The sequence below is a fragment of the Mesorhizobium sp. WSM3868 genome (genome assembly GCF_002294785.1).
In the GTDB taxonomy this organism is placed as follows: domain Bacteria; phylum Pseudomonadota; class Alphaproteobacteria; order Rhizobiales; family Rhizobiaceae; genus Mesorhizobium.
Window position 1 is genome coordinate 1 of sequence record NZ_NSGB01000024.1, and the last position, 17,513, is coordinate 17,513.

The 17,513-nt window shown below is 63.9% G+C and carries 20 protein-coding genes; 5 read left to right on the forward strand and 15 right to left on the reverse strand.

The window, feature by feature from the left end:
- Positions 1 to 183 precede the first annotated feature (183 nt).
- On the reverse strand, positions 184 to 1,110 hold the full coding sequence (gene gcvA / locus CK221_RS26865) for a transcriptional regulator GcvA (protein WP_095779914.1): 927 nt from the start codon (positions 1,108 to 1,110) through the stop codon (positions 184 to 186).
- 131 nt (positions 1,111 to 1,241) lie between these two features.
- Here gcvA and CK221_RS26870 point away from each other — a divergent pair, with 131 nt between their 5' ends.
- The gene (locus CK221_RS26870; RefSeq protein WP_095779915.1) at positions 1,242 to 1,499 is read left to right on the forward strand and encodes a DUF1127 domain-containing protein; all 258 of its coding nucleotides are present in this window, start codon (positions 1,242 to 1,244) and stop codon (positions 1,497 to 1,499) included.
- 96 nt (positions 1,500 to 1,595) lie between these two features.
- Here CK221_RS26870 and CK221_RS26875 read toward each other — a convergent pair whose 3' ends face one another.
- Complete coding sequence (locus CK221_RS26875) at positions 1,596 to 2,192, reverse strand: L,D-transpeptidase (RefSeq protein WP_095779916.1); 597 nt, start codon at positions 2,190 to 2,192, stop codon at positions 1,596 to 1,598.
- An 83-nt stretch (positions 2,193 to 2,275) separates the two neighbouring features.
- Here CK221_RS26875 and CK221_RS26880 point away from each other — a divergent pair, with 83 nt between their 5' ends.
- Together CK221_RS26880 and CK221_RS26885 are read left to right on the forward strand one after the other, a co-directional pair.
- A complete protein-coding gene (locus tag CK221_RS26880) occupies positions 2,276 to 2,959 on the forward strand; it encodes a response regulator transcription factor (protein WP_066998380.1) in 684 nt (227 codons plus the stop codon).
- Positions 2,960 to 3,205: 246 nt separating this feature from the next.
- The gene (locus CK221_RS26885) at positions 3,206 to 3,664 is read left to right on the forward strand and encodes a cyclic nucleotide-binding domain-containing protein (RefSeq protein WP_095779917.1); all 459 of its coding nucleotides are present in this window, start codon (positions 3,206 to 3,208) and stop codon (positions 3,662 to 3,664) included.
- Positions 3,665 to 3,697: 33 nt separating this feature from the next.
- Here CK221_RS26885 and CK221_RS26890 read toward each other — a convergent pair whose 3' ends face one another.
- From CK221_RS26890 to tesB, 7 genes are all read right to left on the reverse strand, one after another.
- The gene (locus tag CK221_RS26890) at positions 3,698 to 4,498 is read right to left on the reverse strand and encodes an exodeoxyribonuclease III (RefSeq protein ID WP_095779918.1); all 801 of its coding nucleotides are present in this window, start codon (positions 4,496 to 4,498) and stop codon (positions 3,698 to 3,700) included.
- Positions 4,499 to 4,601: 103 nt separating this feature from the next.
- A complete protein-coding gene (locus CK221_RS26895; protein WP_066998340.1) occupies positions 4,602 to 5,270 on the reverse strand; it encodes an outer membrane lipoprotein carrier protein LolA in 669 nt (222 codons plus the stop codon).
- A 143-nt stretch (positions 5,271 to 5,413) separates the two neighbouring features.
- Positions 5,414 to 8,074, reverse strand: a complete 2,661-nt coding sequence (locus CK221_RS26900) for a DNA translocase FtsK (protein WP_095779919.1) — start codon at positions 8,072 to 8,074, stop codon at positions 5,414 to 5,416.
- Positions 8,075 to 8,286: 212 nt separating this feature from the next.
- Complete coding sequence (locus CK221_RS26905; protein ID WP_066998346.1) at positions 8,287 to 8,562, reverse strand: hypothetical protein; 276 nt, start codon at positions 8,560 to 8,562, stop codon at positions 8,287 to 8,289.
- Positions 8,563 to 8,856: 294 nt separating this feature from the next.
- Complete coding sequence (locus CK221_RS26910) at positions 8,857 to 10,038, reverse strand: ammonium transporter (RefSeq protein ID WP_245322420.1); 1,182 nt, start codon at positions 10,036 to 10,038, stop codon at positions 8,857 to 8,859.
- Positions 10,039 to 10,234: 196 nt separating this feature from the next.
- Positions 10,235 to 10,573: a P-II family nitrogen regulator gene (locus CK221_RS26915; RefSeq protein WP_095779921.1), complete on the reverse strand. Its 339-nt coding sequence runs from the start codon at positions 10,571 to 10,573 to the stop codon at positions 10,235 to 10,237.
- Between the two features lie 248 nt (positions 10,574 to 10,821).
- Positions 10,822 to 11,685 carry an acyl-CoA thioesterase II gene (gene tesB, locus CK221_RS26920; RefSeq protein WP_066998363.1) on the reverse strand — a complete coding sequence of 288 codons (864 nt, stop codon included), beginning with the start codon at positions 11,683 to 11,685 and terminating at the stop codon, positions 10,822 to 10,824.
- Between the two features lie 107 nt (positions 11,686 to 11,792).
- On the opposite strand from tesB, the gene CK221_RS26925 reads away from it, so the two are divergent.
- On the forward strand, positions 11,793 to 13,055 hold the full coding sequence (locus tag CK221_RS26925; protein ID WP_095779922.1) for a ubiquinone biosynthesis hydroxylase: 1,263 nt from the start codon (positions 11,793 to 11,795) through the stop codon (positions 13,053 to 13,055).
- 260 nt (positions 13,056 to 13,315) lie between these two features.
- Here the strand turns inward: CK221_RS26925 and CK221_RS26930 are convergent, their stop codons facing one another.
- The 3 genes from CK221_RS26930 to CK221_RS26940 form a co-directional block, all read right to left on the reverse strand.
- Positions 13,316 to 13,846 carry a hypothetical protein gene (locus tag CK221_RS26930; RefSeq protein ID WP_067322954.1) on the reverse strand — a complete coding sequence of 177 codons (531 nt, stop codon included), beginning with the start codon at positions 13,844 to 13,846 and terminating at the stop codon, positions 13,316 to 13,318.
- A gap of 98 nt (positions 13,847 to 13,944) precedes the next feature.
- Entirely contained in the window at positions 13,945 to 14,301 is a 357-nt protein-coding gene (locus CK221_RS26935) for a YciI family protein (RefSeq protein WP_066991875.1), read from the reverse strand.
- Between the two features lie 2 nt (positions 14,302 to 14,303).
- Positions 14,304 to 14,522, reverse strand: coding sequence for a hypothetical protein (locus CK221_RS26940; protein ID WP_066991872.1), 219 nt, complete (start codon positions 14,520 to 14,522; stop codon positions 14,304 to 14,306).
- A 215-nt stretch (positions 14,523 to 14,737) separates the two neighbouring features.
- Between CK221_RS26940 and CK221_RS26945 the strand changes: the two genes are divergently transcribed.
- Positions 14,738 to 15,163: an OsmC family protein gene (locus CK221_RS26945; protein ID WP_095779974.1), complete on the forward strand. Its 426-nt coding sequence runs from the start codon at positions 14,738 to 14,740 to the stop codon at positions 15,161 to 15,163.
- Positions 15,164 to 15,382: 219 nt separating this feature from the next.
- Here CK221_RS26945 and CK221_RS26955 read toward each other — a convergent pair whose 3' ends face one another.
- The 3 genes from CK221_RS26955 to CK221_RS26965 form a co-directional block, all read right to left on the reverse strand.
- On the reverse strand, positions 15,383 to 16,003 hold the full coding sequence (locus CK221_RS26955) for a DUF480 domain-containing protein (protein WP_095779923.1): 621 nt from the start codon (positions 16,001 to 16,003) through the stop codon (positions 15,383 to 15,385).
- Between the two features lie 295 nt (positions 16,004 to 16,298).
- Positions 16,299 to 17,078 carry a succinate dehydrogenase iron-sulfur subunit gene (locus CK221_RS26960; protein ID WP_095779924.1) on the reverse strand — a complete coding sequence of 260 codons (780 nt, stop codon included), beginning with the start codon at positions 17,076 to 17,078 and terminating at the stop codon, positions 16,299 to 16,301.
- Positions 17,078 to 17,512 (reverse strand): DUF3052 family protein, encoded by a 435-nt coding sequence (locus CK221_RS26965; RefSeq protein WP_095779925.1) that lies wholly within the window; start codon positions 17,510 to 17,512, stop codon positions 17,078 to 17,080. The genes CK221_RS26960 and CK221_RS26965 overlap by 1 nt, the downstream gene beginning before the upstream one ends.
- Between the last annotated feature and the right edge of the window lies 1 nt (position 17,513).

Consider the following 17,513-nt stretch of genomic DNA (forward strand, 5'->3'; position numbering starts at 1 on the left):
GGCCGAAATCCAACCTGACGGCTCGATCATGGGCCAAATCTGCTTCCACAACGGCGACGATGCTAATTTCATCGCCCCCAAATGCACTTCTTCAACAGCCTGCTAGAGCATTTCCAGGAAAAGTGTGAAACGGTTTCCGTCGGAATTGCGCCCAATAAACAGAGAGAGCGATCCGGAGCGCCGCTACCCCGCGTCTGCGTCTTTCGTGACTTCGTCGAGAAGCCATTCGCGGAAGGCGACGATGCGCGCGTCGTCCTTCATCGCTTCCGGATAAACCAGGAAATAGGCGAACTCCGGCGCGACCTTGATGCCGAGTTCGAAGGGCCGGATCAGCCGCCCTTGCGAAAGGTCGTTGGCCACCATGGCGAAGTCGGCAAGCGCCACCGCATTGCCGTCGAGCGCCGCCTGCGCGGCATCGGTCGAGGACCCGAAGACAAGGGTGCGGCTGTCGTCGAAATCTTCGACCCCTGCCGCGTGCATCCACATGCTCCAGTTCGGCCAAGTGACGCCCTGCCGGGACCATTCGATATGCGCCAGCGTATGGTGGAAGAGATCGCGCGGCTCCTTCAGCGGCGGGCCTGAGGCGAGCAGCGCCGGGCTGCAGACGGGGATGATGATGTTCTCGAACAGCCGGTGAGCGCAGAGCCCGGGATATTTGCCGGTACCGAAACGAATGCCGATATCGACATCGTCCCGCTCGAAATCCCTGACTTCATAGGTAATGTCGAAGCGCAACTCAACGCCCGGCTTTTCCCGGCGGAAACCGTCGACGCGCCGCATCAGCCACTTGGTTGCGAACTGCGCGTCGAGCGTCACTTTCAGCAGCGCCGTGCCTCTCGCCATCTTGCGCGCGCGGGTAACGGCGCGGCCAAGCAGGTCGAGCGCATCGACCGAGGCTTCGAACAGAACGTTTCCCGCTTCGGTCAGCCGCATGGTGCGGCTGGTGCGCGTGAACAGCACGAGGTCGAGCTGATCCTCTATTTCCTTGATCTGGTGGCTGACGGCCGCCGGCGTCAGGCCAAGCTCGTCCGCGGCACGGGTGAAATTGAGGTGCCTCGCCGCTGCCTCGAACGTCCTCAACGCACGCGTTCCGGGCAGCAAGCGGGCCATCCCCATCTCCAAAAAAAACTTGATAATCGGACAAGAACTACTCGTTTCCCGTTTGTTTTTCAATCCGGCAAGATGGCCGCATCGATAAACCATCAAACCGGATTTGATATCCGGAGAACACGGATAGCGCCATGACCGAGATCGTCCTGGAGTCCCACGCCGCTCCGAAATCCAACTCCGGCATCACGCTTTGGCTGCGTTCGGCATTCGAGTGGCTGCGCCAGGCCCGGGTCGCCGCTCGGTTTCCCGACGAATCCGTCGAGGATCTCTCCGACCGCCAGCTGCGCGACATCGGCGTCGAGCGCAGGGACGTCGCAAAGGCGATGAACCGGGACCTTGGCCGGATCGGATTGCTGGATACCGGCTGGCAGCAGCCTAAGCGGCACTGAGGGAATAGGGGAGTAGGCAGAGAATCTCGCTTCGGTGGACGTGCGTCCTCCGTGACATATCCTACTCCCTACCCCCTACCCCCTACCCCCTACTCCCTACCTCACCACCTTCACCACCGTCCGGTCCGACAGCAGCGGCAGCAGCCTCGCCATGGTGCGCGCCGTCACCGCGACGCAGCCTTGCGTCGGCGTGAAGCCGGGACGCGCCAGATGGAAGAAGATCGCGCTGCCGCGCCCGCGCCGGCGCGGCGCGATGTTCCAGTCCAGCACCAGGCACACATCGTAGAGCCGGTCGGCGCGCCGCATCCGTTCATGGCTGGCGCCGTAAGGGATCTTCACCGGCCGGTTGTAGTTGCGGTCGTCCGGCACCTCGCACCAGCCGAGATCCGGGCCGATCGGCGCCATCGCCAGCCCCGTCCGGCGGCCGCCGGGAAACTGGTCGTTGCGGAAATAGCCTGACAATATCCGCATCGCAGCCAGTGGCGTCGCGCCGTCGCCCTCGCGCTTGCTGGCGGAAATGCCGCCGCGCCCGAGGGCGCAGGGAAACACCGTTTGGCCGGCTTGCAGTAATCCCTGCGCAGGGTTGCCGGGCCTCGCACGCACAACCAGGACATGCAGCCCTTTCGGCAAAAATTCGCCTGCCGCATTGCGCGCGCGTTTTTTCTTGTATGATTGTCTCACGGAACAAATCACTGTGAACGACTGTTGCGCCGGTGAGCTTCCGCATAAATGGGGGGAGGTCAACTGAATATTCTTTTTAAAACAACGGATTGATCATGACATCACGCACCATTCTGATCGTTGACGACGACGACGACCTGCGAGCCACCCTCGTCGAGCAACTGGCGCTTTACGAGGAATTCGACGTCCAGCAGGAAGCCACTGCCGCAAAAGGCGTCGCCACGGCGCGCGGCGGCCTTGTCGATCTGCTCATCATGGACGTCGGCCTGCCAGACATGGACGGTCGCGAGGCGGTGAAGATCCTGCGCAAGGGCGGCTATAAGGCCCCGATCATCATGCTGACCGGCCACGACACCGATTCCGACACCATTCTGGGGCTCGAGGCCGGCGCCAACGATTACGTCACCAAGCCTTTCCGCTTCGCGGTGCTCTTGGCGCGCATCCGTGCGCAATTGCGCCAGCACGAGCAGAGCGAGGACGCCACCTTCTCGGTCGGCCCCTACACCTTCAAGCCCAGCCAGAAGCTTTTGATCGATCCGCGCGGCGCCAAGGTGCGGCTGACCGAAAAGGAAGCCTCGATCATCAAATATCTCTATCGCGCCGATCAGAAGGTGGTAACGCGCGACGTGCTCTTGGAAGAAGTGTGGGGTTACAATTCCGGCGTCACCACCCACACGCTGGAAACCCATGTCTACCGGCTGCGCCAGAAGATTGAGCGCGATCCTTCCAATGCCGAAATTCTTGTGACAGAAAGCGGCGGCTACAAGCTGGTTCCTTAAACATTTCATGATCTAGAGCAATTCCAGGAAAAGTGTGAAAGCGGTTTTCCGATCGGAATTGCGTCGAACCAAACAGATAGGCGGTCGGGCGGGACTGCCTCGGGTACGATCCTGATGCTGGAGGGTGATGGATCGGCTCGCTGCACGCATCGCACGACGCGTGATTGAAAGTTGGAGTGCGCGCTCCCGCAAGGAGGCGGCGCTCCAAAGGAGGGACTGGACTGACCGCTCGGGGACACAGCTAGCATGGCGCTGGATGACGACATCCGCATCCTGTCCGCCGTGAAGCTTTTTCAGGGCTTCACGCAGGAACAGTTGCGCCTGCTGGCCTTCGGCGCCGAGACCACTTTTCTGCAGGCCGACCACAAGCTCTACCGTGAGGATGACGTGGCCGACTCGGCCTATATCGTCGTCAGCGGGCGGATAGTCCTCTATCGCGAGCAGGGCAGCGGCGAACGCGTCCCGATCGGCACGGCCGGCCCCGGCGCCATGCTCAGCAAACTGGCCCTTATCGCCGACACCAACCGGCTGACCAGCGCCTCGGCCGCGATCGATTCGGAGGTGATCCGCTTGAGCCGCAAGATGTTTCGCCGCATCTTGGAGGAGTATCCGGAGCTGGCGGTGCAGTTGCACGAGCGCATCCTGGAGGAATTCCAAGAGATGATTGCCCGCATCGAGGAGCTCGCGCCACGGTTTACGGAATAGAAGCGCCGCAGCGCCTCTGCCGATTGATAGCGCTCAATCCAATTCAAACTTCGCGATGACCGGCACATGGTCCGACGGCTTCTCCCAGCCGCGCGCCGCCTTGAGGACCTCGTAACCGGCAAAGCTCGGCACCAGATTGGCGGACGACCAGATATGGTCGAGCCGCCGGCCGCGGTCCGATGCTTGCCAGTCCTTCGCGCGGTAGCTCCACCAGGTGTAGAGCTTTTGCTCGGCCGGCACATTGAGCCGCATCAGGTCAACCCAGCCGCCGGCCTGCCGCATCGCCTCGAAGTTTTCGGTCTCGACCGGGGTGTGGCTGACGACGTTGAGCAATTGCTTGTGCGACCACACGTCATGCTCCTGCGGCGCGATGTTGAGGTCGCCCACCAGGATCGAGGCATCGTGCTCACTCGCCGGCACGCTGTTCATCTCATAGACGAAATCGAGCTTGTGGCGGAATTTCCGGTTGATCTCCGGGTCCGGCTCATCGCCGCCGGCCGGAACGTAGAAATTGTGCAGCAGAATCGACCTGCCGCCGGCCTGGACCCTGACCGAGAGATGCCGGCTGTCGTCGATCTCGCAGAAACGCCGCTTCTCGACCAGCTCGATCGGCCGGCGCGCCACCGTCGCCACGCCGTGATAGCCTTTCTGGCCGTGGAACAGGATGTGCTCGTATCCCGCCTTGCGGAACGCCTTTTCCGGAAACAGCTCGTCCGGAACCTTGGTTTCCTGCAGGCAGAGCACGTCCGGCGCGTGCTCCTTGAGCAGCCGCTCGACGATCGGCATGCGCAGGCGCACCGAGTTGATGTTCCAGGTGGCTATGGTGAAGGGCATTCAGGCAGGTCCGGCAAAAGATCGCCGATCTACTGCCAGCCACGCGCCATAAAGACAAGCCGGCCCGCGCTGCAAGCCGGCCCTGCCCTGAATATGGGCGGACCTACCGCGTCTTGGTATTGAGCTCGCGGTTCGCCGTATAGTCGATCGCGAAGGTGCCGTCCGGAATGGAGACGCCTTCCTTGACGTTGAAGATCATCACCGTTGTGTCCTTGCCCTGCGCGTCGGTGATCGTCCACTGGCGCAGTTCATAGGTCTTCGGATCAAACATCATGGTGATCTTGGCGTTGCCGAACACCGACTTGTCGGAGAGTTGGATGGTGGTGAGGTCGTCTTCTTCCTTGACGGCCTTCACGCGCCCGCCGGAGAGATCGATCCGGTCGTCGAGCAAAAGCTTCAAGGGCGTCTTCGACAGCGGATAGAGGTCGGAGGTGTTCAGCTTCTTGTTGAGGATGACGACCGACTTGCCGTCCGAGATCACCCGGAAATTCGACGATCCGTCATAGTTGAAACGGATTTTGCCGGGACGTTCGAGGAAGAACTTGCCGCCGGTCTGCTCGCCCTTCGGGCCGAACTGCACGAATTCGCCGCTCATCGATTTGACCGAGGAAAAATGGTCGGCGATCTTTTGCGCAGCCGGCGGAACGGCGGCCTGAGCCAAGGCCAGAAGTTGGAAGCCCGGCACGACATTGATGGCGGCGGCGCCAGCGAGCACCAGGCCAAGGCCGAGCAGCTGTCGGCGGGTCGGAGCGAAATCTGTCTGGGTCTTCATGCCGGTCACTTCCTGTGATTTGCCTTGGTCGCTGTCTCTGGACCGCCAGTTGGGCCTAAGTTTGGCGGGTCGCACGGCGCTTGGTCGCATCAACGCGCCAGAGGGTTCAAAGTTGCCGGCCGCCTCCCGTAGGCCTCGCCGGGCTAGAACTTATCGTCCTCGGTGGGGACGAGAATCTCGCGTTTGCCGGCGTGGTTGGCCGGGCCGACGATGCCTTCCTTCTCCATCTTCTCGATGATCGACGCCGCGCGGTTGTAGCCGATGCCCAGCCGGCGCTGGATGTAGCTGGTCGAGGCCTTGCCGTCGCGCAGCACCACGGCCACCGCCTGATCGTAGGGATCGTCGGAATCCTCGAAATTGCCGCCCCCACCGCCGCCGCCGGAACCGCCCCGGCCCGAGGCGCCGTCCTCGTCGTCTTCCTCGTCATCCTCGGTGATGGCGTCGAGATACTCCGGCACGCCCTGCAGTTTGAGATGGCCGACGATCCGTTCGACCTCGTCGTCCGAGACGAAGGGACCGTGGACACGCTGGATGCGGCCGCCGCCCGCCATGTAGAGCATGTCGCCCATGCCGAGCAGCTGCTCGGCGCCCTGCTCGCCCAGGATGGTGCGGCTGTCGATCTTCGACGTTACCTGGAAGGAGATGCGGGTGGGGAAATTGGCCTTGATGGTGCCGGTGATGACGTCGACCGACGGGCGCTGCGTCGCCATGATGACGTGGATGCCGGCGGCGCGCGCCATCTGCGCCAGGCGCTGCACCGCGCCTTCGATGTCCTTGCCGGCCACCATCATCAGGTCGGCCATTTCGTCGATGATGACGACAATATAGGGCATCGGCTCGAGGTCGAGATCCTCCGTCTCGTAGATCGCCTCGCCGGTCTGGCGGTCGAAACCGGTCTGCACGGTGCGCGAGATTTTCTCGCCCTTCTTCTCGGCCTGGCTGACGCGTGCATTGAAGCCGTCGATGTTGCGCACGCCGACCTTGGACATCTTGCGGTAGCGGTCCTCCATCTCGCGCACCGTCCACTTCAGCGCCACCACGGCCTTCTTCGGATCGGTGACGACGGGCGTGAGCAGGTGCGGGATGCCGTCATAGACCGAGAGCTCGAGCATCTTCGGATCGATCATGATCAGCCGGCATTCCTGCGGGGTGAGCCGGTAGAGCAGCGACAGGATCATGGTGTTGATGGCGACCGACTTGCCCGAGCCGGTGGTGCCGGCGACCAGCACATGCGGCATCTTGGCGATGTCGACGATGACCGCCTCGCCGTTGATGGTCTTGCCGAGCGCCAAGGCGAGCTTCGCCTTGGTGGTTTCGAAGTCGCGGCTCGCCATGATCTCGCGCAGATAGACCGTCTCGCGCTTGGCATTCGGCAGCTCGATGCCGATGGCGTTGCGGCCGGGCACGACGGCGACGCGGCAGGCGATCGCGCTCATCGAGCGGGCGATGTCGTCGGAAAGGCCGATGACGCGCGAGGATTTGATGCCGGGCGCAGGCTCCAGCTCATAGAGCGTGACGACCGGACCCGGGCGGACATGGATGATCTCGCCCTTGACGCCGAAATCCTCGAGCACGCCTTCGAGCAGCCTTGCGTTCTGCTCCAGCGCGTCCTTCGAAAGGCTCGGGTCTTTCGCCACGTTCTTCGGTTCGGACAGGAAATGCAGCGACGGCATCTCGAACGTGCCGGAGCCAATGAGCGAGGTCTGCGCCTCGCGCTGAACGCGTGCGCCTTGCACCGGGCGCGGCGCAGGCGCCTCCACGCGCGTCGCCGCGTCCGAGCGGAAGTTGCGCACATTGGCGCGGCGCTGGACCGGCTCTTCGTCGTCGAAGTCGTCGAGATCGGCCTCTTCGTCGTCGAAGTCATTGTCGTCCACCGGATCGACCGAAGCGCTGCGGTCGTTGACCATTGCGGCGAAGAATTCCGGCTCGACACGGGCGCGGCCGCCGGGGCTCATCCTGGATTCGGCGTACTCGGCCGATTCGACCCGTTCGGCGGCGCGGCGCCAGGCGCTGGCCCGCGGCTCAATCTGAGGCTCGAACTCGTCACGCTCCTGCCTGCGGCGCGCGGCACGCCGATGCATCCATGCACGGAACGACAGCCACCAATGGGTGATGGCGCCGAGCGCAAGAATGCCTTCGTCGCCCTCGTCTTCATCCTCATCGAAGAGCAGATCGTCCTGCTCGCGCGGTTCCGGCTCGGCGGCGCGCTCCATGACGGCAAAGCCGTTCTTGCGCGCGATCAGCGCTGAGCCATACGCGAACAGCCAGAGCGCCGGCGTGGCAAGCACAATGGCGATGATGGTGGCGAAAAGGCCCTTCGGATAGCCGCCGACGGCGATGCCCGGGATCTTCAGCACCATGTCGCCGAACACGCCGCCGAGACCGGTCGGCAGCGGCCAGGTGTTGGGCGGCGTCACGCAACCGACGATCGCCGCGCCAAGCAGCGCGAAGCCGAACCAGGCAAGCCCGCGCTTGCCCAGCCTGTCGACGCCGCGGGCGGAGAAGAGCAGAAAGCCCCAGATCACCGCCGGCACCAGCCCGGCGACGGCGGCAAGGCCGAAGAACTGCATGGCAAGGTCGGAAAACACCGCGCCCGCATAGCCCATGGCGTTGGTGACGAGATTGTTGGTGGCGTGCGAGAAGCTCGGATCGGCGACGTTCCAGGTAGCGAGGCTGGCGACGCCGAAAGCGGTGAACACGAACATCCCGGCGCCGACCAGGCGCCCAACCTGCCGCCGCGCGAACGCCTGGATGCCGTGCTCCGTATCGGTCAGCGCGAGCGGTGCTGAAGCGCCTGAACGCATGCCTCTTCCCCGTGTGTCGATGCCTGGCCGGATGCGTGACGCATGCCGGGAGATTCGTCTCCCAGACTATCGGCGGGAAGGTTAAGGGCGCATTAACCATGGCCTTTTACCGAGATGCTTCCCGGAAAGGAGATGGCGGGCCCATGAAGCCCGCCATCTCTCATTGGCAGAGACGAAACGGTCAGGCCCGTAAGGACCCGACCTGCCGCAAATCACTTATGGCCGGCGTACTGCATCAGGTTGGCGCAGAATTCGGCATGCGGCTTGCTCATCGCCGCGTCTTGGCACTCCTTCATCATCGCGTCCTGCTTGTCCTTTGCCGTCGTCGCCCAGGCGGCCTTGAAATCGGCCTCGGACTTCATGGTCTTCATGCTGGAATCGGTGAAGAACGGAGCCATATTGTCAGGCGAGTCGAGCGCGCCGGCAAGTGCAACACCGCTGACCATCGACAGAGCCATTGCTCCCAGGAAGATATTCTTGCAGTTCATTGGTCGATTCCTTCCCTGATATTTGGCGACACCACGATGGCGGTCGCAATCCCAGTACGGAACCGGAAGGGCGGACGTTTCACACATTCGCGATCAAGTGAATGTGATCGAAACGCTCAATGCTCATATCCGAGAAAAAGGAGGCCCGGAAAATTTTCCGGGCCTCAAGGCGTGAGCCCCTTTCGAGAGCATCACGACGGGATCTTGGGAGCAAATCGGGAAAGCCGCGCCGCGGCTTCCCTTGATATCCGGACCGGCGGGAGGAGTATCCGCCGGTCCTTGGCCGGGTCGGCCTTACGGCACGACTTCGCCGTGCTGGGTGACGTCGAGACCCTCGACCTCTTCCTGGGTGCTCGGACGCAGGCCGACCAGCGCCTTGACGATGTAGAGGATGACCAAGGTGGCGACCGCCGTCCATACGATGGTGACAGCGACGCCGTATGCCTGCTTGGCGAGCGAGGCGCCCGACGACAGGCTGTTGATCGCCGGATCGGCGAGCACACCGGTCAGCAGTGCGCCGACGATGCCGCCGACGCCGTGGACGCCGAAGGCGTCGAGCGAGTCGTCATAGCCCATGGCGTGCTTGAGCTTGACCGCCGACAGGTAGCAGACGACGCCGGCGATGATGCCGACGAAGAAGGCGCCGGTCGGGTTGACGAAGCCGGAAGCAGGCGTCACCGCGACAAGGCCCGCGACAGCGCCCGAGATGATGCCGAGCACCGAAGGCTTCTTGGCGACGATCCATTCGGCGAACATCCAGGCCAGCGCCGCCGCTGCGGTGGCGACCTGCGTGTTCAACATCGCAGCGCCGGCGAGGCCGTCGGCCGCCAGTTCCGAACCGGCGTTGAAGCCGAACCAGCCGACCCACAGCAGCGAGGCGCCGATCACCGAATAGACCAGGTTGTGCGGCGCCATGTTGGTGGTGCCATAGCCCTCGCGCTTGCCGAGAACGAGCGCGCAGACCAGGCCCGCGACACCGGCATTGATATGGACGACGGTGCCGCCGGCGAAATCGAGCACACCGGCGGTGGCGAGGAAGCCGCCGCCCCATACCCAGTGCGCGACCGGCGCGTAGACGACCAGCAGCCACAGCGCCATGAAGATGAGCAGCGCCGAGAACTTCAAGCGTTCGGCGAAGGCGCCGGCGATCAGCGCCGGGGTGATGATGGCGAAGGTCATCTGGAACATCGAGAAGACGAATTCAGGGATGTTCGCCACACCGGGCGCCCACAGCGAGGAAGTGGTGATGCCGTGGTGGAAGAATTTCGAGGCACCGCCGATAAACTTGTTCATGCCGCCGCCGTCGGAGAAGGCCAGCGAGTAGCCGAACATGAACCACAGCACCGTCACCAGGCAGGTGATGGCGAAGCTCTGCATGATGGTGGCGAGCACGTTCTTCTTGCGCACCATGCCGCCGTAAAACAGCGCCAGGCCCGGGATGGTCATCATCAGCACCAGCGCCGTCGAGGTCAGCATCCAGGCGGTGTTGCCGGTGTCGAGCGCGGGCGCCGGGGCGGCCGGCGCTGCGGCCGTGGCTGCCGGAGCGGCCTCCTGCGCGAAGGCGGCGGCGGTGCTGAACGCTACGAGAGCGAGCGCAGCGGCCGCGCGTCCCGTCGTCTTCAAGGGGGAAGGAATATTCATTGAACTCTCCGTTGGAATAGCTGGTCGCCGCTCAGAGCGCGTCGGTGTCTGTTTCGCCGGTGCGGATGCGCACCGCCTGGTCGATGCCGAAGACGAAGATCTTGCCGTCGCCGATCTGGCCGGTCTTGGCGGCGGAGCCGATGGCTTCGACGGCCTTGTCGACCATGTCGGCGCCGACGGCGACCTCGATCTTGATTTTGGGCAGGAAGCTGACCGCGTATTCGGCGCCGCGATAGATTTCCGTATGTCCCTTCTGACGCCCGTAGCCTTTGACTTCGGTGACGGTCAGGCCCTGGATGCCGACGGCGGTGAGCGCTTCGCGCACCTCGTCGAGCTTGAACGGCTTGATGATTGCCATCACGATTTTCATAAGGTTTCACCCTTTGCTGTTGCGGTCCCCCGCGTTTGCACACCTTCACCGATCCCGAGGAGAGCCGGAGAGTGCAGGACAGGAATCAAGCTCCGTGCCAATTGCCGAAGCAGGGCATTAACCTGTTGTAAACAAACGGGATCCGCAGCCCTTGCTCAATAAACGGGCGCAGTGCCGTAATGGCTCATGAGTAAAAAATGGGCAAAATTTGGAAAATGCCTGCTTTCTAGGCTTGCCTCGAAGCCGGCTCAGCGTTTCAGCCGGATGAGGCCTTCCTGCGCGACCGAGGCGATCAGCGTTCCGTCGCGCGCGAACAGCGATCCGCGGGTGAAACCGCGCGAGCCTTGCGTGGAGGGGCTGTCCTGCGTGTAGAGGATCCAGTCGTCCAGCGAATGACTGCGGTGGAACCACATGGCATGGTCGAGGCTCGCCGCCTGGATGTCGCGATCGAAGATGGCGCGGCCATGCGCGAAGGTCGAGGTGTCGAGCAGCGTCATGTCGGAGAGATAGGCAAGAACCGCCGCCTGCGTGGCGCGGTCTTCCGGCACCGGGCCCGTGGTGCGGATCCAGATATTCTGCTCCGGCTCCAGCTTCTCGCGGCTGGTATAGTGCTTGAGCATTACCGGCTTCATCTCGATCGGCCGGTCGCGCTCCCAGTAGCGCTTGATGCCTTCCGGCACCGCCTCGCCGAACTTGCCGAGCAGCTCGCGCTGCGACAGAAGCGTGTCGGGCGCCGGCACGTTGCGCGGCATCGGCAGCTGATGCTCCAGCCCGACCTCGTCCTGCTGGAACGAGGCTTCCAGCGAGAAGATCGCCTGCCCATGCTGGATCGCCACCACCCGGCGCGTGGTGAAAGAGCCGCCGTCGCGGATGCGGTCGACCTCATAGACGATCGGAACCTTGGTGTCGCCGGGCCGCATGAAATAGCCGTGCAGCGAATGCACATGGCGCCCGGGCTCGACAGTGCGCTGGGCGGCGACCAGCGCCTGAGCGATCGTCTGGCCGCCGAACACGCGCTGCCAGTCGAGCTTGGGGCTGCGACCACGATACAGGTTGTGTTCGAGCTGCTCGAGGTCGAGAATGTCGAGAAGCTCGTCCATGGCCGCCGTCATGTTCCACGTCCCTTGAAGATGTGTCATGGCGGGTTTCGGACAGGAGAGCCGGGCAGTCAAGCTGCAACGGCCGCCGCGGTGGCCGGAGGCCGCGAAAGGAAAGTGCCATGGTCGACCGCAAGGCGGATGCAGCGGACAAAACCTCGGTGGACGTGCTGGTGGCGGGCGCCGGCTATGTCGGCCTTGCCGCGGCCGTGTCGCTGAAGCAGGCGCGACCGAGCCTTGCCGTCGCCATTGTCGATGCGGCACCTGCCGGCGTCTGGCAGAAGGACGGCCGCGCCTCGGCGATCGCCGCCGCGGCCTGCCGCATGCTGGAGCAGCTCGGCGTCTGGGACGAGATCGCGCCCGAGGCGCAGGCGATCACCGAGATGATCATCACCGATTCGCGCGCCGCCGATCCGGTGCGCCCGGTGTTTTTGACCTTCGACGGCGAGGTGGCGCCCGGCGAACCCTTCGCCCATATGGTGGCCAACCGGGTCCTCAACGGCGCGCTGCGCCGCCGCGCCGAAAAACTCGGCATCGACGTCATCGAAGGCATGGCCGTCAGCGCCTTCGACACGAACGGCGCCGGCATCACCGTGCATCTGGCCGACGGTGCCGCGCTTAAGGCCTGCCTGCTCGTCGCCGCTGACGGCGTCAATTCGAAGCTGCGCGACATGGCCGGCATCAGGACGGTAAAATGGGAATACGGCCAGTCCGGCATCGTCTGCACGGTCGCGCATGAGCGCCCGCACAATGGCCGCGCCGAGGAACATTTTTTGCCCGCCGGCCCCTTCGCCACCTTGCCGCTGAAGCCTGACGAGGACGGCACCAATCGCTCCTCGATCGTCTGGGTGGAGCGCACGGAAGACGCGCAGAAGCTGGTCGAGGGCGACGAGTTCGTCTTCGAGCATGAGCTGGAGCAGCGCTTTGGGCTGAAGCTCGGCGAGATCCGCGTCGCCGACAAGCCGCGCGCCTGGCCGCTCGGCCTGATCCTTGCGCGCGCCTTCGTCGCACCGCGCATCGCGCTCGCCGGCGATGCGGCGCACGGCATCCATCCGATCGCCGGCCAGGGCCTCAATCTCGGCTTCAAGGATGTCGCAGCACTTGCCGAAGTGGTGGTCGAGGCCGATCGGCTCGGCCAGGACATCGGCGCGCTCGACGTGCTCGAGCGCTACCAGCAATGGCGCCGCTTCGACACGTTGCAGATGGGCGTCACCACCGACGTGCTGAACCGTCTGTTTTCCAACGACATCGGCCCGCTGCGCGCCGTGCGCGACATCGGTCTCGGTCTCGTCGAGCGCATGCCGAAGCTGAAGGACTTCTTCATCCGCCAGGCCTCTGGCTTGTCAGGCGACACGCCGCGGCTGCTCAAGGGCGAGGCGATCTGATCTGGGAGGAGTGCCGATGTTCAGGAGGGTCCAGAACGAACGCGAAGTGATCGAAGAGGCCGATTGGCGCAACGTCGGCGCCGCCCCTCATTGTCCTGCCGGGCATTTCTCCCCGTATAGTGACGGGGAGAAAGGGCTGGTCCAGCCTCGGCGTCCTTCTCGCAACGTTGGCGATTGGCGAAATCATCGAAGAGAGCAGGTAAGGGGCGGCACAGACGCCCGATATTAACTTGATACCTGAAGCTGACTGCCCGCAGGCTTCAATTGACCTCAAAACCCAGCTTCTGCCGCAGCCTCACCATCCGCTGGTCGGCGATCCGCAGGCGTTGCTCGCCGCCCTGTGCCACCCGGTTCAGCATGCTGAGCAGATCGTCCCGTTCGTGCGGCTCGAGGCGCTCGCGCAGGAACGGCGCCAGCTTGTCGATGACGATCGTGGTGTCGTCGACCTGCGCGGCCGCCCATTTGGCGTAGACGACGGCCTCGTCGGTTTTCTTAGGGTTGTCGGCAATCTGCGCGATCACCTCACGGATGACGGCTTCGCGCTGCGGCAGGATCGGGCCATGTTCCGAAACGATCGCGGTGATCAGCGTCGCGGCGGCCACGACCGGATCGTCGATCGCCGTCAGCGGCGAAAGTGCCGCCTGTTTGCGCAGCTTCTTGCGGCGGATATTGCCCTGCACGCGGCCGATAACGTCGGCGACCTCGCTGGCCGCCTCGTTCATCGCCTTCAGCCGGTACCACCAGATGGCCGCCACGCCGAGCAGGCCAAGCATAGCGAGCAGAAAAGGCATGCCGAATTCCCCCGAAACCGCGGCAACGATAGAAGAAGTACAGCATCGCTTCAACTCGCGACAATTGCGGCGATGAACAAACCGCTAATAGCTCCGGGTCATGACCCCGGTATGTCGTAGACAGCCCTGACCTCGACGGTGCCGAGCTCGGCCAGCGGAATGCCGTCTGCGATCGCCATCGCCTCGTCAAGATCCGCGGCCTCGACCATGACGAAGCCGAGCAGCTGTTCTTTCGTCTCGGCGAACGGCCCGTCGGTAACCAGCCGCTTGCCCTTGCGACGCCTGAGCGACTTCGACATCTTCACCGGCTGCAGCGCCTGCGCGATGATCAGCTTGCCTTGTCGATCGAGTCCCCTGTCATAGGCGAGCGAATCGGCGTCGAGCTTGGCGGATCGTTCCGGCGTGAGCGCGAAGAGGTCCTTTTCCTCGCCGTAGACCAGCAGGACATATTTCATTGTCAGTTCCCTTCCTGCGATGAACCATAGGAGGCGACCGCGATGCTGTCAGCCTTGCTTCTGGCCGCCGCATGATCGAGCAGGCATGCCGCAACCCCGATTATGGCCACGGCCGCCGCCAGCCGGCCGAGGCCGAAGGCCGGGGGATCCAGCCAGAACTCTTCCGGTCGCTGCACCCTTCGGCCGGGGCGCCTCCAAAGTGCGAAAAACAGATTGTCCATCTTCAACCTCCTTCGGCCCCGAACTTCGTGGCCGCCCCCAGGACGGTCCGGCCGCCGGGAAGTCGACATTTTTGCACGCGTTTTTTTCGAGAATTTTTTTGCGCGCGTCGACTTCGCGGGCACAATCGCGCCATGGTCTTCCGGCGCGCTCGCGCTATAGTTCAGCGGAACGCCGGCGCCCGCCGGCGCGAACCCCGACAAGCCAGGAGGACTTCATGGACCGCACCGCAAACGCCGTCTGGAAAGGCAATCTTAAAGAGGGCAAAGGCACGCTGGAGACGCAGAGCGGGACTCTGAAGGGCATACCCTATTCCTTCAAGGCGCGCTTCGAGGATGAGAGCGGCAAATCCGGCACCAATCCGGAAGAGCTGATCGCCGCCGCCCATGCCGGATGCTACGCCATGCAGCTGTCGCATTTCCTCGCCGAGAACGGCACCCCGGCCACCGCGCTCGACTCCAAGGCTGTTGTGACACTGGTGCCCGGCACCGGCATAACCGGCAGCGCCATCACCCTGGTCGGCAAGGTCCCGGGCATCGATGCGGCAAAGTTCCAGGAACTGGCCGAGAAGGCCAAGGCCGAGTGCCCGGTCTCAAAGGCGCTCGGCGCCATCAAGGTCTCGCTCGACGCCAGGCTGGGCTGACTTAGACTGCGCGGGGCAGCGATCCGTCGCGCCCCTCTCTGCCCTGCCGGGCATCTCCCCCACGAGGGCCCACGAGGGGGGAGATCGGATATCGCGCCGGCTTTCGCCAATCGCCGACGCCGCAGGAACGAGCGAGGCGCTGGGAACTGCCAATCTCCCCCCTCGTGGGGGAGATGTCCGGCAGGACAGAGGGGGGCGCTGTCCCGCCATCATCTCACGCTAGCCGCCCAGCGCCTCGATCTTCGCCCGCAACGAAGCAACCTCTTCCTCCAGAGCCCGCACCCGCGCTTCGAGATCGGACTCCGACGCCGCCGATTGCCAAGGCGCCGCCGCCGTGATTTCCACCGGCCCGCTCAAAAGATGCACGTAGCGCTCCTCGCGCTGGCCCGGTGCGCGCTCGAGCAGTTGCACCAGCGGCGGACGGCGGCCGATGAGGAGGTCGAGATTATCGCGAAGCTCTTCGATCGACCCGAAGCGCGCCATGCGCTCGGAACGGGCGAGCAGCTCATGCGCCGTCTGCGCGCCGCGCAGAAGCAGCAGACCGACGATCGCGATCTGCGGCGTGGTCAGCGAAAAGCGCTGCGCCATCAGATGCTCGTAACGCTCGACGCGCGAAGCAAAAGCCTGGCGCACCAGACCCTTCTGTTCGAGCGAGCTGAGCGCGCGCCTAACGTCGGTCAGTTCCAGCGCCATCACCGGCTCGCGCGCCGTCTTCTGGTTGGCGGCGGCATGCGCACCGTTGAGCGTCAGCGGATAGACATCCGGCGTCAGCTCCTTCTTCTCGATCAGTGAGCCGAGCACGCGGGCTTCGACGGAAGAGAGGACGGGAAGATCGGTCATTGGGTTTGGCTTTTCGATAAGGTCGGTTCTCCGGGTACCGATTTTGACAGAAATCGGATCGCCGCGACAAGGCAGAACCTTCGGAACGTCGGCGGGACAGCGCCCCCCTCTGTCCTGCCGGACATCTCCCCCACTTGGGGGGAGATCAGCAGCTTCGCCGACGGCGCTCATCCTTCAACGTTGGCGATTGGCGAAAGCCGCGATGACAGCCAATCTCCCCACCCGTGGGGGAGATGGCCGGCAGGCCAGAGGGGGGCGCGAAGAATCGCTGCGTACGAACTTGAGCCGCTAAACTTTAGACGCGCCGCTCAACCATCATCTTCTTGATCTCCGCGATCGCCTTCGCCGGATTGAGCCCCTTCGGACAGGTTTGCGCGCAGTTCATGATGGTGTGACAGCGATAGAGGCGGAACGGATCCTCGAGATTGTCGAGCCGCTCGCCGGTCGCCTCATCGCGGGAATCGATCAGCCAGCGATAGGCCTGCAGCAGCGTTGCCGGGCCGAGATAGCGCTCGCCGTTCCACCAGTAGCTCGGGCACGAGGTCGAGCAGCAGGCGCACAGGATGCACTCATAGAGCCCATCGAGCTTCTCGCGGTCTTCATGGCTTTGCAGCCATTCCTTGGCGGGCGTCGGCGAGACCGTCTTCAGCCAGGGCTCGATCGAGGCATGCTGGGCATAGAAGTTGGTAAGGTCGGGCACGAGGTCCTTGATCACTGGCATATGCGGCAGCGGATAGATCTTCACCGCGCCGGAAATGTCTTCGGCGCCCTTGGTGCAGGCGAGCGTGTTCGAGCCGTCGATGTTCATGGCGCAGGACCCGCAAATGCCTTCGCGGCAGGAGCGGCGCAGCGTCAACGTCGGGTCGATCTTGTTCTTGATCCACAGCAGCGCGTCGAGCACCATCGGCCCGCAATCGTCCATGTCGACGAAATAAGTGTCAATGCGCGGATTCTCGTCGTCGTCCGGCGACCAGCGGTAGATGCGGTATTCGCGCAGATTGGTGGCGCCCTCCGGCTTCGGCCAGGTCTTGCCCTGCTGGACTTTCGAATTCTTGGGAAGCGTGAGTTCGACCATTACCTGCGGTCCTTTCGGATGACGAGCTTCAGCCCGGACCAGATTTCGTTGAGGGCCGCGACCTTGACGTCGACAAGGTCGCGCTTGAGCGCCTCGGCGCGGATGACGTCCTCGGTGACGTCGGTCGGCACGTTCGAAGCCTTCTTCGGCCAGGAGACCCAGACCATGCCGTCGCGCTTGATCGCCGTCTCGATGCCGGCCAGGCCGTCCTCGATCTCGGCGCGCTGCCGGGTGAACGCGTGCACGGCATCGTATTTCCGGTTGCCCGAGATCGCCGACCAGTTGGGCAGCCGATCGACCCCGGCAAACGCGACGGCCCCAGCCAACTCGTCGAGCTCCGGCGGCAGGGCGATGAAGGCGGCGACCATGCCGTCCTTCAGGCCGAGCTTGGCCGGAAGGGGCGTGCCGGAATATCCCGCGGCCGCCAATGCCATG